We start from the raw sequence: 14,389 nt of genomic DNA on the forward strand, positions 1-14,389 counted from the left end.
CCATGCCCGGACGTTACTACGAGGAGTTCACTGTCGGAGAGACCATCGAACACGCGACGCGACGGACAATAACCGAGGCCGACAACCAGCGCTTCTGTGACATGACCATGAACCAGCAGCCGCTCCACCTCGACGCCGACTTCGCCGCGGAGACGCAGTTCGGCGAACGGCTGGTGAACGGGCTCTACACCATGTCGCTGGCGGTCGGGATCTCGATCCCCGAGACGACGGACGGAACCATCGTCGCGAACCTCTCGTACGACGACGTCGAGCATCCGAATCCGGTGTTCCACGGCGACACGATCCGGGCGCAGTCGACGGTCACCGACAAGCGGGAGACGAGCGACGGCGAGCGCGGGGTCGTCACGATGCGCGTCGAGGCGTTCACGGTCGCCGGCGGGGACGACGAGGACCTCGTCTGCGAGTTCGAGCGGACGGTGCTCTCCGAGAAGCGACCGCCGGACGACAGGAACGACGGGGCGGACCCGGGCGGAGCGGAGGCGTAACTCACGCGTCAGTCCTCTTCGCCGGCCAACAGCAGTCCGAGATAGGAGGTTCGGACCTGCTCGTCCGCGTCGAGGCCGAGCCGGTCGAGGGCGTCGACAGCCGCCTCGCGCGCCGCGTCGACCTCGCTTTCTCCCTCCACGGCGCGTTCGATCTCGACGTATTCGTCGAGCCCGGTGACGGCGTCGAGCGTGACGGTGAATCCGTCGTACGACCAGAACTCGCGTCGCTTGTCGACCGTCGCGGCCGGTTCGAAGCCGAGTCCGGAGAGAACGGCGGCGAGCGCCTCGCCGTCGTCGACGCCCGTCTCGTGTTCGGCGCGCGTCTTCGAGGCCGCCTCGAGGAGCGGGCCCTTGTACGTCACCGTCGCGTCGGCCGCCCCGTCGTCGGCCTCTCGATCTTCCGCTCCGTCGTCTATCGGCGTTTCGCGCCGGATCCGGAGCGCCTCGTCGGTCTCGGCGAAGTCCCGGTGCGGGGCGTCGTAGTAGGTGTCGCGCTGCCGCCGAGCGTCGACGCGCTCGGCGCCGGCCTCCCGAAGCCGCTCTCGAACCGTCGCCAGCGCCGCCGGGACCTTGATCTCGACCTCGTACATGACACAGGGTGCGGTCGGGCCGTTCATAAGCGACGCGGGACCCAGCGTGCGGCGGCGCCGACATGGTCCGCTCTCGGGCCGTCCCCGGCGGTTCGCCGCTCGGCGGCGGCCTCCGGGCCGAACCGTGCTTCTTAAGGGTGTAACAGGTGACCTTCTGGTATGAGCGATCAGGAGCAAGCGGACGCGGCCGACGAGGCCGAAGAGACCGAAACCGACGCCGGCGGCCTCGAAGACGGCGACTTCGTCCGCGTCGCGTACACGATCCGAACGGCCGACGACGACCGTGTCATCGACACGACCGACAAGGAAACGGCCGAGGACGCCGAGATCGACGTCGACGAGTACGACTTCGAGCCGCGCATCATCGCGCTCGGCGCCGGCCACGTGTTCCCCTCCGTCGAGGAGGCGTTCCTCGGTGCCGCCGTCGGCGACGAAGGGACGGTCGATGTCCCCGCCGACGACGCCTTCGGCGAGTACGACCCCGACGAGGTCGAGACGGTCAAGGCCGACAAGATCCCCGAGGACAGCCGCTATCCCGGCGCGCAGGTCCAGATCGACAACCAGCAGGGCCACCTCGAAACGATCATCGGCGGCCGCGCCCGCGTCGACTTCAACCACCCCCTCGCCGGCGAGGACCTCGAGTACGAGTACGAGATCCTCGAGGCCATCGACGACCGCGAGGAGCAGGCGTCGGGCATGCTCGGAATGTACCTCCAGGAGGCGCCCGAAGTCCGCATCGAGACGGTCACCGAGGAGGAGGAGACCGTCACCGAGGACGACGACGGCGAGGAGACCGTCGAGACCGAGGAGGTCGAGAAGGACGTTCTCTACGTCACCGCGACGCAGGCGATGCAGATGAACCAGCAGTGGATGTTCCAGAAACAGCAGATCGCACAGGACCTCATGGACCGTCTCGATCTCGACCGCGTCGTGATCGAGGAGGTCATCGAGGGCGGCGGCATGGGCGGTCTCGGCGGCATGATGGGCGGCATGGGCGGCGGCGCCGGCGACGTCGACATCGAGGAGGCGCTCGAAGACGTCGACGTCGACGCCGACGAGATCGTCGACGAGATCGACGAAGAGTAACCGCGCGCTGGGGCCCGACCCCGCTGTGACGCCCGTTTTCGGCATTTTCGGTACGACGAGAGCGATCAGTGGCCGACCAGTCGACGCGACACTCCGGCCCTCGATCGACCCGGCTTCCTCTCGACTCCTCGCTTGCCGCGCGCGTCGAACCGATCCCTTTTGAGCGACGGCCGACCCACACCGAACATGGAGATCGAACGGGCACGAGAGGACGCCCTCGTCGCCGGGGTCGCGGGCGCGGCGACGGTCGCGATCGCGTTGCTGTCGAGTTTCACGGCGGTCGCCTCGGTCGCGACGCTGCCGACGCTGGCACCGCTCGCCGTCTACGCGCTGTACCTCTTCTCGCGGAAGGGCGGCCCGTACGGCCCCTACGACACGGCACGGAACTGGGCGGTCGCCGCGGCGCTCGTCGGCGTCGCCGTCCTCTCCGTCTCGGTCGTGGCCTGACGCGGCCGCCGGCCGTCCACGCTTTTGCCCCCGCTCGCCCGTAGCGCCGCGAATCGGTAGTTCTCCGCCCGACGCTCAGGCGATATCGCGGCTCGTGTCGACGCTGACCGCGTCGGTGAGTTTCAGCTTCAACGGCTCTTCGAGGGCGGCTCCGCCCCGGAACTTCGGAACGATGAGCCGGTTCGCGATCTCGGTGCCGGTGACGGTGGTGCGGAGGTCGAAGACGACGTCTGCGACCTGCTCGGTGACCCGGCGGGTCCGCGGGTCCTCACCGCCCCGAAGGGCGTGAAGCACCGCGACACCGCCGGCGTCGTCGACCCGGGTTCGGACGCCGTCGAGGAAGTCGGCGTAGGCCGCCGGCCCGGCGTTCGCCTCCAGCGGCTCCACGGAGTCGACGATCAGCGCGCCGCCCTCGGGGAGGTCCTCGGTCCGCGACGCCGTCCCGTCGAGGTCGCCGCCGTCCACGGCCTCGACGGTCGTCTCCTCGTCCCCGTCGAGGCTGAGCGCCGCCTCGACCGAGCCGGGCGAGCGGACGGTCGTAAGGTAGCGGCACCGGCGGACCCGGGCGAAGTGGTCCAGAATGAGTTCGGACTGACTGTCCGGGTCCGCCTCCAACACGACGACGCTACCGCTCGGGATCCCACCGCCGAACTGCCGGTCCAGGGCCGAAATCCCAGTCGGGAGCGTCTCCATACGATCGCTGCCGCCCGTGGAGTCTTGGGTCTGTCGATGGTCGATCCCTTGGCCGCCAGTCGTCTCCGCGTCCGCCGCTCCGAGGTCGCCGGTGCCCGCGATCCTCACGCGACCTGCCACCCCGTCGCCGCCGCCGTCTCGCCGAGCCGTCGGGCGAGGTCACCGTACGCCTTCCGGACCGCCTCGTCGGCGAGCGGTGCGGCTCCGCCGTCCGGGACCCGTCCGAGAACCGGGCAGTTCAGCAGCGCTGCCACCCGCTCGGGCACGTCCGTCTCGCCGATCACGACCGCTCCGAGCGGCGGGCAGCCGAGCCGCTCGGCGAGCGCCGCCGTCTTCGCCGCGTCACGCAGCGCGGCGCGCCTGAGCGGCGTCGCGATCAGGGCGCCGTCCGACGCTCGCAGCGGCGCGGCCACGTCCGGCGACGCGCCAGCCGGACAGTCGAGTAGCACCGGTGCGCCGTCGGGCGTCGCCCCGTCGAGCGCCTCGAACGTCGCGAGCGCGTCGACGGACCGCGGCGCGTCCGGCGCCGCGAGGACCGTCGGCGCGGAACGGTCGGGGCGCACCGCATCGCCTTCGCGGACCGCATCGAGGACGGTCCGTGCCGCTGCGTCGTCGGTCCGGTGGCTCCTTTCGCCGTTCCGACGAGAGACGTGTCCGCGTCCACCGACGCTCGACGCGGCCTCGGCGACCGCCGGAGTCTCGGCCGCGAGTCGGTGGAGGTTCGGGAGGTCCCAGTCGGCGTCGGCGGCGACCACGGGCGCGCCGCGCCGCGAGAGGGCGCGCGCGAGTCCGAGGGTCGTCGTCGTCTTTCCGCTTCCGCCCTTGCCGCCGGCGACGGCTATCACGGTGGCTGTGGCTCGCTACTCGGGATAAACTGTTGGGGGCGCGGCGCGGTCAGTCCTGACAGCAGCCGCCGGCCTCGCCGCCGAAGTCGACGGCCAGCGGCTCGGAAATGGCCTCGTTGACCGTTTCGAGCGTGTCCGTGAGCTCGTCTTGCGCGTCGAGGTACTCGCTCATCACCGGCATCGCGTGGAGCTCGTCTTGCGCCTCCTGGACGCGCTGAAGCTCCTCGTTCGTCGCTTGGCCGGTCTGTCGCGCCTGCATGAACTCCGCGCGAAGCTGCTCGAACTCGTCGATTCGGCTCTGGACCTCCTCGTCTCGCTGGACGGCCGCCCTCGCCTCTTCGAACCGCTCGTACTCCGTGGTTTCGGCGATCCGCTCGCCCAGTTCTCGACCGAGGTCCTCGATGGAAACCTGTTCGACGCTCATGTTCGTTCGTCGTGGCCGAGCGGTTTGAACCTGCCGGAGCCGGGCGTCGAGGGCGTGTTTCGACCGCCGTCAGCGCCCCTGTGCCTCGACGAACTCGACGACGGCGTCGAACTCCTGTGGCCCGATGCCGTGCCCGCCCGGGAAGCTCCCGCGCTCGACGGCCGCGCCGACGGCTTCGAGGCGTTCGACGGCCGCGCTCGTTCGCGACTCGGGGATCACGCGGTCGCCGGCGCCGGCGCCGACGAAGACCGGCTTCCCCTCGATTCCGTCCGGGTCGAGGTCGGCGTGCGACTCCGGGAGGTACCCGTGGAGCGCGACGACCCACGCGTAGCGGTCGGGCTCTTCCAACAGGAGCGAGAGGCTCGTGATCGCGCCCTGACTGAAGCCGAGCAGCCCGATCTGGTCGGCGTCGAGCCCGTAGGCGTCGACCGCGGCCTCGACGCTCTCGACGATCAGGTCGAGGCTCCGGCGGAAGTCGGCCGCGTCGGGCTGGCTCGATTCGAGCCCGCCGGCCGAGAGGTCCAGCTCGTACCACGTGTACCCGCCCTGAAGCGGATCCGGCGCGCGGAGGCTGACGACGTGGTGTCCCTCCGGCAGCTCGGCCGCGACCGGCAGCAGGTCTTCCTCGTCCGCGCCGCGGCCGTGAAGGACGAAGACGGCGGGCGCTGACTCGCCGTCTGGGCTGTCGTCGGGCGCGACGTGGACGTGCTCGAGCGGAATGTCGGTCATTGGATCCCGGTTGGCGGGGACGGCCGTTAGGTCCGTCGGCCGCGGCAGGCACACGAGTACGCTCGGCGAGAGCGCACACCGGTCGACGCCGTCGACCCGGAATTAGTAACTGGGACCGGTTACACCATCCGTCGCCGAACGCGCCGTTTAACCGTCCTGCCGCACAAATCGTCCGATATGAGCGGCTCCACGGAGGGCGACCTCACGAAGACGGGGATGGCCCTGAAACACGACCGCGAGTGGGACTACGAGCTCGATCGGATACTCGAGGCCATCGAAGAGCGCGACGCTTCGAAGGTCGGCCTCCAGTTCCCGGAGGGGCTGAAACGCCGCGGTCCGAAGGTCGCCGACGACCTCCGCGAGGTCGCGCCCGACGACGTCACGTTCATGCTGTCGGGGCAGCCGTGTTACGGCGCCTGCGACCTCGACACGTACCTGATGCGGCGGACGGACGTGTTCGTCCACTTCGGCCACACGCCGATGAAGGAGTCCGACAGCATCGTCTACGTCCCCCTGTTCTCGAACGTCGACCCGTTCCCGATCATGGAGGACGCGCTGGCGGAGGAGCTGACGCCGCCGGAGGAGGACCCCGACGTGGGGCTCGTCACGACGGCCCAGCACATGAACCGCTTCGAGGAGATGACCGACTGGCTCGAGGAGCGCGGCTACGAGGTCCACACCCGGCGGGGCGACGACCGGCTCACCAAGGAGGGGCAGGTGCTCGGCTGTAACTACGCCTCGGCGGACATCCCCGCCGACCAGGTCCTGTACGTCGGCGGCGGGAAGTTCCACCCGGTCGGGCTCGCGATGGAGCACCCCGAGAAGCGCGTCGTCATCGCCGACCCGGTCAACAACGCGGTGTCCGTCGCCGAACACGACCAGTTCCTCAAGCAGCGCTACGCCTCGGTCCACAAGGCGATGGACGCCGAGAAGTGGGGCGTCATCTTCTGTACGAAGATCGGACAGGGGCGCTGGGAGAAGGCCCAAGAGATCGTCGACAACAACGAGAACGCCTACCTGATCACGATGGACGAGGTGACGCCCGACCGCCTGCGGAACTTCGACATGGACGCGTTCGTCAACACGGGCTGCCCGCGGATCACGACCGACGACGGGCCGCGCTTCCACAAGCCCATGCTGACGCCGGGCGAGTACGAGGCCGCCATCGGCGAGAAACCGCTCGACTCGATCGAGTTCGACACCTTCCACGACACCTGGTAGTCCGCCGCGAAGGAGACGGAGTACTCGTTTTCACCGGTCCGTTTCGCGTCCCGTCCGAGGTCGCCGTCGCGCCCCGTCCCGCGGGTGCTAGAAGACGGCGTCGACGGACGCGGTGTCGGCGCGAGCGACCGAATCACTTTATGATCCGTTCGCGACCGCGTTCTCGACGAACTCGACCGCCGCCGCGGGCGTGTCGACGGCCTCGACGCCGTCGACCTCGTGCGTGTCGAGTCCCGCCACCGCGCGTCCCTGCGCCAGCGCGAGCCCGATCTCAGAGAGCGTCCCGCTGCCCCCGTCGACGGCGACCGCGGCGTCGCCGTTCATCACGACGAGCGCGTTGCGCGCGTGACCCAGCCCGGTCGCGATCGGCGTCGTGACGTGCGGGTTCGCGTCCGCGAGCCGGTCGGTCGGGAGGATGCCGATCGTCTCGCCGCCCGCGTCGCGAGCGCCGCGACAGACCGCCTCCATGACGCCGCCGAGACCACCGCAGACGACGACGTGTCCGCGCTCCGCGAGCCGCCCGCCGAGCGCTTCGGCGACCCGCGCCGTCTCCGGACCGATCGAACTCCCGCCGATGACACTCACTCGCATGAGCCGACCACGCCCCGCCGGGTGGTAAAGGCGACTGCTGGCCCCCTCATCGGCGCCAGCGCGGGTTCGCGGCGATTCTCGTCGCCGAGAAGGCCACTGAAACGCTTATCCCTGCCGGCCGTGAATGGGGGCTATGACGTACGATACCGTCGTGTTCGACAACGACGGTGTCCTCGTGGGCCGCACGCGCTTCGACGTGCTCCGGGATGCGACCCGGAACGCGTTCGAGGAGTGCGGCGTCGAGGAGCCCGATCCGGACGACGTAGAGCGAATGACCATCGGCGCCACCCCCGGCAGCGTCGGCACCGTCTGTCAGACGTACGACCTCGATCCGGGGTCGTTCTGGCGCACGCGTGACGACGTGGTGTCGCGGGCCCAACAACAGGAGGCCCGCGAGGGGCGCAAGACCCCGTACGACGACCTCGACGAGCTACAGGACCTCGACGTCGAGATGGGGATCGTCTCGTCGAACCAGCAGGCGACCGTCGACTTCCTCGTCGATCACTTCGACGGCTTCGAGCGGATGGGCGCCGCGTACGGCCGCGAGCCGACGATCCACTCGCTTCAGCTACGCAAGCCGAACCCGCACTACATCGAGCAGGCGCTCGGCGACCTCGACGCGGGCAACGCCCTGTTCGTCGGGGACAACGAGTCCGACGTTCGCGCGGCCGAGAACGCCGGCATCGACTCGGCGTTCATCCGCCGCCCCCACCGCCGAGACTGGGAGCTGAACGTCTGGCCGACCTGGGAGATCGACGACCTGGCCGACCTCCACGACATCGTGGAGTGACCGGGGCGGGGCGGTCCGCGTGGCGCAGCCGCGGTCGCGGAGCCGCGCGACCTCGCAGACGCGTCTGTCGCCCGCCGATGAAGCGTTTAAATCGGATGGCGCGTAACTCGCGTCCGTGACCGATTCGCCCCCGTGGGCCGACTTCTTCGGCCACCCCGAACCCTACCCTGAACAGGCGGACGGCATCGACGCCGCCGTCGACGCCGCCGCGGACGGCGGCTTCCTCGCGCTGGAGGGCGCCTGCGGGACGGGGAAGACGATGCTCGCGCTCACCGCCGGGCTCGACCGCGTCCGCGACCCCGGCTCCGACTTCGAGCGCATTTTCGTCCTCACGAGCGTCAAACAGCAACTGCGCCAGTTCGAGACGGATCTCCGGACGATAAACGAGAACCTCCCGAGCGACTACGACCCCGTCTCGGGACTCACGCTGGTCGGCAAGGCGGACGTCTGTCCGTACGCCCGGGAGAACCGCGGCGGCATCGACCGCGAGAACGTGTACGAGCGCTGCGAGGGGCTCCGCGAGCGCACCCGGAACCTCGTCGGCGACGGCGGCGCGACGACGACGTCGAACCTCGTGAGCGAGGCGCGGAGCCGGCAGGTCGGCCTGCTGGACTCCGGCTCCGCCGCGAGCGGCGCGTCCGGTCCGAGCGAAGCGTCCGGTCCGAGCGAAGCGTCCGACGGGAGCGGTGCGCCCGACGCGGACTACCTCTCCGTCGACGGCGAGCCGACGCCGTACCGCCCCGACACCGAGGAGTACGACGGGACCGAGTTCTGCCCCTTTTACGCCGGGTTCCTCGATGACCTCCCCGACGACGGCGACCCGGCCGAGGCGGTCCCGTTCGACGTGACCGAACTCGGCCACGTCGACGCCGACGAACTCGTCCGGCTCGCGGCCGGTCACGGTTCGTGTCCCCACTCGGTCATGGGCGCGCTCGTGCCCGAGGTCGAGGTCGTCATCGGCAACTACTATCACGCCTTCGACCCGGTGACGACCGGGACGTTCACCGGCGCGCTCCTCGACGACTCGACGTTCGTCGTCTGCGACGAGGCGCACATGCTGGAGCCGCGCGTGCGCGACCTCGTGAGCGACGCGGTCGCGGACGCGAGCCTGCGCGACGCGGAGAACGAGCTCACTCGCGTCGTCCAGCCGCTGTCGTTCGAGAGCGCGGGCGCGGAGTCGGACGACGCCGCACTCGTCCGCGGCGAGCTGGACGACGCCGACGTGACCGTCGAGGAGATAGAGGCCGTCCGGGCGTTCTACGCGGACCTCCGCGGCGAACTCGACCGGCGCGTGACCGCGTACCTCGACCGCGAGCGGCCGGACTGGCGGGCGTCGATGCGCGACCTCGACGACGGCGAGATACCGCTCCGCGACCCCGAGGAACCGGGCGAAGACGAGATCACGGCGTGGGCGGACCGCGGGGGACACGACGAGCGCGTCTGGGCGCGCGCAGAGCAGGTGGGTGCGGTCGTCAAGCGCGTCCTCGACTCGCTCGAAGACGAGGACAAACAGCGGGCCGCGCCCGGCGTCGGTCGCACCCTCAACGCGTGGTACCGCGAGGGCCACACCGACTTCTTCCGCGCGATCGAACTCGAACGCACGTTCGACGAGGCCGAGCCGCCGGACTCGTGGCGACGCGCGTACAACGCGCGGCTCGCGCTCCACAACTGCCTGCCGAGCGAGCCGATCGGCGACCGGCTGGCGTCGTTCGGCGGCGGCGTCCTCATGAGCGCGACGCTGGAGCCGATGGACCTGTTCCGCGAGGTCACCGGGCTCGACCACTTGGAGGAGCGCGGCCGCCCGGTCGTCGAGCGGACCTACGGGCTCTCCTTCCCCGAAGAGAACCGTACGAGCCTCGCGGTCGACGCGCCGAAGTTCACCCACCAGAACCGAGGCGCCCCCGGCGAGGAGAACCCGACCCGGCTCGCGCACGTCGACGCGACGGCCGCCGTCGCGCGCCGCGGGGGGAACGTGCTGGTCGGCACCCCGAACTACGCGGAGGCGACGTGGATGGCCGAGGCGCTCGCCGACCGGCTCGAGAAGCCGGTCCTCTTAGACGAGTCCTCCGGCGACCGCGAGACGGAGTCGCTGAAGGACGACTTCTTCGCCGGCGAGGGCAAGGTGCTGGTGACGAGTCTCCGCGGGACGCTCACCGAGGGTGTCGACTACCGCGGTGACCGGCTCGCCGCCGCCGTCGTCTGCGGCGTCCCGATAATCAACACCGCCCAACCGCGGACGCGGGCGGTGATCGCCGCCTACGACCGCCGGTTCGAGTCCGGCTTCGAGACGGCGCTCACCGTTCCCGCCGTCCGGAAGGCCCGACAGGCGGTCGGGCGCGTCATCCGCGGCCCCGACGAGCGCGGCGTCCGCGTGCTGCTCGACGCCCGGTACGCTCGCGACTCGTGGAACGGGGTCCGAGAGTACCTCCCTGACCACGAGCGCGAGGAGTTCCAGCCGGTGAGTCCGGACATGGTGGAGGTCGCGCTCGACCGGTTCGAATCGCGGCTCCCGGGCGCGAGCGAGTGACGAGCGGACTCGACCGCCGGTACGGCTTGATTACCCGTCCGTAGGTGGCTCGTAACTATGCCATCGAAAGCGGTGAATGAGGTATGAGCACATCCGCCCCGAGCGAGCTACACCACCTCGTCTGTCGTGAGTGCGCCTTCGAATGCCTGCTGGACGCCGCCAGCGACGCGGACGCGCTCAGACGCGACCACGCCGTTGAAACCGGTCATAAGGTAGTCACCAGCCGGGTCGCGTAGCGGGCGGGCAGCGGCGGCCGCGCTTCAGACGACGTTCGAATCGATGTCCCGCGGGAAGTTGGTGAGCTGCTCCGTTCCCGATTCGGTGATCGCCACCGTGTCGGAGTGGCGGTAGCCGTACTCGTCGGTGTAGAGTCCGGGCTCGATGGTGTACACGTGCCCGGGTCGCATCACGGCGTCGTCGCCGTCGTACCGGTCGTCCCAGCCGCGGTCGATGTACGGCGGCTCGTGGCCGCCAAGCCCGATGTTGTGGCCGACGTGGTGTTGCGCCAGCCTCGTCACGCCCTGCTCGTCGAAGTAGTCCCACACGACTTGGTCGACTTCGGCCACGGGGACGCCCGGGCCGAGCGCGTCGATGGCGAGCGTCTGCGCCTCCAGCATGAGTTCGAAGTAGTGTTCCTGTTCGTCGGAGTAGTCGCCGACGAACATCGTCCGTTCGAGCTCCGAGCGGTAGCCGTCGACGTTCGCGGTCGCGCCCGTGACGAGCACGTCGCCCTCGGAGAGCCGCTCGTTCGGGGTGTGACCGTGCGGGAGCGCGGTCTCCTCTCCCGAGATGTAGCCGGCGTGGACCGGGCCGTCGCCGCGGACGCGGACGCTGTAGTCGTCACCGAGCGTGTCGAGCATGGCGCGGGACGCGTCGGTCGACGCGCGCTGCGAGACGGTCGCGGGGTGCGCGCCCGGCTCGGAGTAGTCGGCGAGGTAGCGGTGCCCGAGGTTCGCCCACTTCGCCGACTCGCGGATCAGGTCGACCTCGCCGTCGGACTTCGCCCAGCGCATCCGGTCGACCCACGACTGCGACTCGACGTCGACCGAGTCGGAGAACGCGGGCCCTTCGTACCCCATCACGCCCAGCGGTCCGTCCGCGTCGGCGGCGACGGCGTCGACGCCGAGGCCGTTCAGCATCTCGACGGCGACCTCGACGGGGGCGCCGCCGGGGTAGTCGAAGTAGTCGTGGACGGCGTCGATCCGCGGGTTCGGCGAGACGCGCTCGACCTCCAGCCGCGGGACGGTTATCTCCACCCGGTCGTCGGTGACCGCGAGGACGACCGGGCGCTCCGTCTGGATGTGATGGAAGCCGGTGAGGTACTCGATCGCCGTCGCGCCGACCCACGTCGCGGCGTCGGCGTCCGTCTCGGCGAGCCGGTCTCGGACCGCGGCGAGCCGGTCCTCGAAGGCCGACTCGGGGAGTCGCGTGGCCATGGATGACGATACGCGAACGGCCGCATAAACGGTCGGGTAGCGGAACGCCGGTCACCGGGGCCCGGCGGTCGTCGTCGCGAAACGAACGGCGCGACGGCGGCGTCCGCTCAGTTCTCTCGGCGGGCGAACGCGAGGTTGCCGGAGACGTTCTTGATGTAGGCGGTCACGGTCTCGCCCTCCTGTGCGCCGGGGACGAAGATGGTGTACTCGCCGCGCTCGGCGACGCCGTCGCCCTTGCGGCCGGTGCCGACGATCTCGAGTTCGTACGTGTTCCCGGACTCGACGGCGTCCTCCTGTCGCTGAGTGTTGGAGGTGTTCTGTTTCGCGACCGGCCGGAACGCGCCGCAGGCCTCACAGCGGAGCATCGGGGTCCGGTTTTCGGTCTCCAGTCGGGTGTCGGGGAGGCCACACTCCGAACAGGTGACGAACGACTCGATGTACGAGTCGATCGCGGCCTGGAAGTCGCGCTCGCGGAAGTTCCCGCTGTAGCGGGCGCGCCCGTCCTCGTACTGTCCGGCCGTGCCGAGCTCCTGTTGGATCTTCGAGTGGACGTGTTCGGGGTCGCGGCTCAACGCGTCGGCGATCCCGGAGAGGTTCGTCAGGCGGGTGAACGCCCCGTCCTTCTGCCATTCGGGGTCGGGCACTGACAGTCGCTCGTCGGAACCGCCCAGATCCGGTACCTCCTCCATCGCGCGGTCGAGGCTCGATTCGTAATCCATACGAGGAGGAACGACAGGCCGACGGAAATCGCTTCCGGGTTTCGGAGAGCGGCTTCGTCCGCCCTCGTCGCCCGCGCTCACAGGGCCGCCCAGAGCAGTCCTGCGGCGAAGAAACAGGCGAAGAGGTACGCGAGGGCGACGAGGACGTTCCGCTTGGGAGCGTTCGCGGCCGCCCCGGGAACGCGCCTCGCGAGTGAGCCGAGCGGGACCGGACGACTCGCGGAGGTGTGACTCGCGTCGTCGTCCGTGTTTTCGTCGATCACGATCATGTAGTCCCGCCCGCGACGCTTAGTTATATTCGGATGTACGTCGGCCTAAGCCGGTATTACCGACTCTTACGCGTTTGTCTCGAACGGCTCGTTTCGCACTCTGTCCTCGAACGAGAGCGAGTATGTCGGCCGTCCTGTCGGACGGACGATTACGATCGGCTTACGGGAAATCCGTCTGGCGTTTCTGGGGTCGGAATCCTCGCTTACCGTTTCGTACGCTGACCCGGACGAGAAACAGCCTCGGACTGGTGGCGCAACAGGCTGCTCAGACTAGTAACGGTCCCTTCCCTCGTGTTTCGTGAGTGCTCGGGGCCGACGCGGTGGATCGACGGTTCGGATATCGATCCGCGTGTCGCCCCCGCGCACCAGACAGGTGACAACACTATGCAACGACGCAAGATATTGGCCGGACTTGGATCGCTCGCCGCCGGTGGGGCGGCTGCACTAGGAAGTGGTGCGTTTAGCAGCGTTACTGCTTCGCGTAGTGTCGCAGTTACTGTTACGGGAGACGCACAAGCATATCTTAGCTTGGAATCGCAGGACACACGTGCCTCTCAGGCTAGCAATGGAGAATTAGAACTTGATTTTTCAAGTTCAAATAATGGATCTTCCGGATTAAATCCTAATGCAAGGACGGCATTCTTGAATGTTTTCTCTATAGAAAATCAGGGTGATGATGATGTTGTTATTGGTATTGTCAAATCAGATTCTGCGTATGAAGATCCAAGTAGCGCTCCAAATCTAATTGCTGATATAAACGGGATCGACACCGCGTATATTTATAATGAACCAGAAACCGGGCCCGGAACCGGAGGGTCGGGACTTTCAGCGTCTGGTGGAGGAACTGGTGTCATTAATATTGACTCTGGAGGAAGACCAATTCTTAAATCACGAGGGAATGTCTTTGATGCAATTCGTCTGAGCCCAGGTGAAGGTATATACGTTGACTTTACATTTATCACTAATAATCAGTTGGGTAATTTCTCTGCTCAGATGCCTATTGTTGCTGTTCAACCCGGTTCTAGTCGAGATGAAACCACATAAGTACTAATACTCCGATTTACAATTTATCGGTATTTGACTATATTTTCTAACCGAGAAATTCCTATTCAGAATGTTCATTTAAAACCAAATCTGATAATTAAATATGTTGATAACTCTGTGGCAGTCGTAAAGCACAATCTGATATATTCCAATCGGATTATGATTACCAATCTCTCACGCCTCTTTGCCAGAATTTCGACACTGCTCAATTAGATCTATAGGAAGATTGAATAATTCATGTGTTATTATATTTATTTCTATCGTATTAGTAATATATTACGCTGATCCAGTCGGCCGCCGAGTCCTGTGAAATATCACTAAGCATCGATTCAAGCTGGTGTGGTGGTTTGCCTTCTATCCCGGCCAATAATGCACGAGCCGTGTACTTGGATCCACAATTAAGAGTGACTAATTCTGACCATCTTCAGCGGGATTACACCTCAATTTCGGACTTGTACTCCGCAGTCGGCAG

17 protein-coding genes are annotated in these 14,389 nt (G+C 67.5%); 8 read left to right on the forward strand and 9 right to left on the reverse strand.

Annotation, left to right across the window (positions count from 1 at the left end; translation table 11 throughout):
• The first annotated feature begins 2 nt into the window (after positions 1–2).
• Positions 3–506: a MaoC family dehydratase gene (locus ABDZ89_RS16505; protein WP_343780797.1), complete on the forward strand. Its 504-nt coding sequence runs from the start codon at positions 3–5 to the stop codon at positions 504–506.
• Between the two features lie 8 nt (positions 507–514).
• On the opposite strand, the gene cyaB is transcribed toward ABDZ89_RS16505, so the two are convergent.
• Positions 515–1,096, reverse strand: coding sequence for a class IV adenylate cyclase (gene cyaB, locus ABDZ89_RS16510; RefSeq protein ID WP_343780799.1), 582 nt, complete (start codon positions 1,094–1,096; stop codon positions 515–517).
• Positions 1,097–1,255: 159 nt separating this feature from the next.
• On the opposite strand from cyaB, the gene ABDZ89_RS16515 reads away from it, so the two are divergent.
• Complete coding sequence (locus tag ABDZ89_RS16515; protein WP_343780801.1) at positions 1,256–2,182, forward strand: FKBP-type peptidyl-prolyl cis-trans isomerase; 927 nt, start codon at positions 1,256–1,258, stop codon at positions 2,180–2,182.
• Between the two features lie 186 nt (positions 2,183–2,368).
• Positions 2,369–2,629 carry a DUF8049 family protein gene (locus ABDZ89_RS16520; RefSeq protein ID WP_343780803.1) on the forward strand — a complete coding sequence of 87 codons (261 nt, stop codon included), beginning with the start codon at positions 2,369–2,371 and terminating at the stop codon, positions 2,627–2,629.
• A gap of 75 nt (positions 2,630–2,704) precedes the next feature.
• Here the strand turns inward: ABDZ89_RS16520 and ABDZ89_RS16525 are convergent, their stop codons facing one another.
• The 4 genes from ABDZ89_RS16525 to ABDZ89_RS16540 form a co-directional block, all read right to left on the reverse strand.
• Positions 2,705–3,322: an RAD55 family ATPase gene (locus ABDZ89_RS16525; protein ID WP_343780999.1), complete on the reverse strand. Its 618-nt coding sequence runs from the start codon at positions 3,320–3,322 to the stop codon at positions 2,705–2,707.
• 104 nt (positions 3,323–3,426) lie between these two features.
• Positions 3,427–4,167, reverse strand: a complete 741-nt coding sequence (locus ABDZ89_RS16530; RefSeq protein WP_343780805.1) for a MinD/ParA family ATP-binding protein — start codon at positions 4,165–4,167, stop codon at positions 3,427–3,429.
• Positions 4,168–4,216: 49 nt separating this feature from the next.
• Positions 4,217–4,591: a YlbF/YmcA family competence regulator gene (locus tag ABDZ89_RS16535; protein ID WP_343780807.1), complete on the reverse strand. Its 375-nt coding sequence runs from the start codon at positions 4,589–4,591 to the stop codon at positions 4,217–4,219.
• A 69-nt stretch (positions 4,592–4,660) separates the two neighbouring features.
• Positions 4,661–5,320, reverse strand: a complete 660-nt coding sequence (locus tag ABDZ89_RS16540) for an alpha/beta hydrolase (RefSeq protein ID WP_343780810.1) — start codon at positions 5,318–5,320, stop codon at positions 4,661–4,663.
• A 177-nt stretch (positions 5,321–5,497) separates the two neighbouring features.
• On the opposite strand from ABDZ89_RS16540, the gene dph2 reads away from it, so the two are divergent.
• Entirely contained in the window at positions 5,498–6,541 is a 1,044-nt protein-coding gene (gene dph2, locus ABDZ89_RS16545) for a diphthamide biosynthesis enzyme Dph2 (RefSeq protein WP_343780813.1), read from the forward strand.
• A gap of 138 nt (positions 6,542–6,679) precedes the next feature.
• Here dph2 and ABDZ89_RS16550 read toward each other — a convergent pair whose 3' ends face one another.
• On the reverse strand, positions 6,680–7,132 hold the full coding sequence (locus ABDZ89_RS16550; RefSeq protein ID WP_343780815.1) for a TIGR00725 family protein: 453 nt from the start codon (positions 7,130–7,132) through the stop codon (positions 6,680–6,682).
• 133 nt (positions 7,133–7,265) lie between these two features.
• Here ABDZ89_RS16550 and ABDZ89_RS16555 point away from each other — a divergent pair, with 133 nt between their 5' ends.
• The 3 genes from ABDZ89_RS16555 to ABDZ89_RS16565 all read left to right on the forward strand — a co-directional run bounded on the left by ABDZ89_RS16555 (position 7,266) and on the right by ABDZ89_RS16565 (position 10,685).
• The gene (locus ABDZ89_RS16555) at positions 7,266–7,922 is read left to right on the forward strand and encodes an HAD family hydrolase (protein ID WP_343780817.1); all 657 of its coding nucleotides are present in this window, start codon (positions 7,266–7,268) and stop codon (positions 7,920–7,922) included.
• Between the two features lie 115 nt (positions 7,923–8,037).
• Positions 8,038–10,449 carry an ATP-dependent DNA helicase gene (locus ABDZ89_RS16560; RefSeq protein ID WP_343780819.1) on the forward strand — a complete coding sequence of 804 codons (2,412 nt, stop codon included), beginning with the start codon at positions 8,038–8,040 and terminating at the stop codon, positions 10,447–10,449.
• 83 nt (positions 10,450–10,532) lie between these two features.
• Positions 10,533–10,685 (forward strand): hypothetical protein, encoded by a 153-nt coding sequence (locus ABDZ89_RS16565; RefSeq protein ID WP_343780821.1) that lies wholly within the window; start codon positions 10,533–10,535, stop codon positions 10,683–10,685.
• A gap of 24 nt (positions 10,686–10,709) precedes the next feature.
• Here the strand turns inward: ABDZ89_RS16565 and ABDZ89_RS16570 are convergent, their stop codons facing one another.
• From ABDZ89_RS16570 to ABDZ89_RS16580, 3 genes are all read right to left on the reverse strand, one after another.
• Positions 10,710–11,885 (reverse strand): M24 family metallopeptidase, encoded by a 1,176-nt coding sequence (locus tag ABDZ89_RS16570; RefSeq protein WP_343780823.1) that lies wholly within the window; start codon positions 11,883–11,885, stop codon positions 10,710–10,712.
• 107 nt (positions 11,886–11,992) lie between these two features.
• Complete coding sequence (locus tag ABDZ89_RS16575) at positions 11,993–12,604, reverse strand: translation initiation factor IF-2 subunit beta (protein WP_343780826.1); 612 nt, start codon at positions 12,602–12,604, stop codon at positions 11,993–11,995.
• A gap of 77 nt (positions 12,605–12,681) precedes the next feature.
• Positions 12,682–12,873: a hypothetical protein gene (locus ABDZ89_RS16580; RefSeq protein WP_343780830.1), complete on the reverse strand. Its 192-nt coding sequence runs from the start codon at positions 12,871–12,873 to the stop codon at positions 12,682–12,684.
• A 384-nt stretch (positions 12,874–13,257) separates the two neighbouring features.
• On the opposite strand from ABDZ89_RS16580, the gene ABDZ89_RS16585 reads away from it, so the two are divergent.
• The gene (locus tag ABDZ89_RS16585; RefSeq protein WP_343780832.1) at positions 13,258–13,917 is read left to right on the forward strand and encodes a hypothetical protein; all 660 of its coding nucleotides are present in this window, start codon (positions 13,258–13,260) and stop codon (positions 13,915–13,917) included.
• The last annotated feature ends 472 nt before the right edge of the window (positions 13,918–14,389 follow it).

Source organism: Halorubrum ejinorense (genome assembly GCF_039522565.1).
Taxonomy (GTDB): Archaea; Halobacteriota; Halobacteria; order Halobacteriales; family Haloferacaceae; genus Halorubrum; species Halorubrum ejinorense.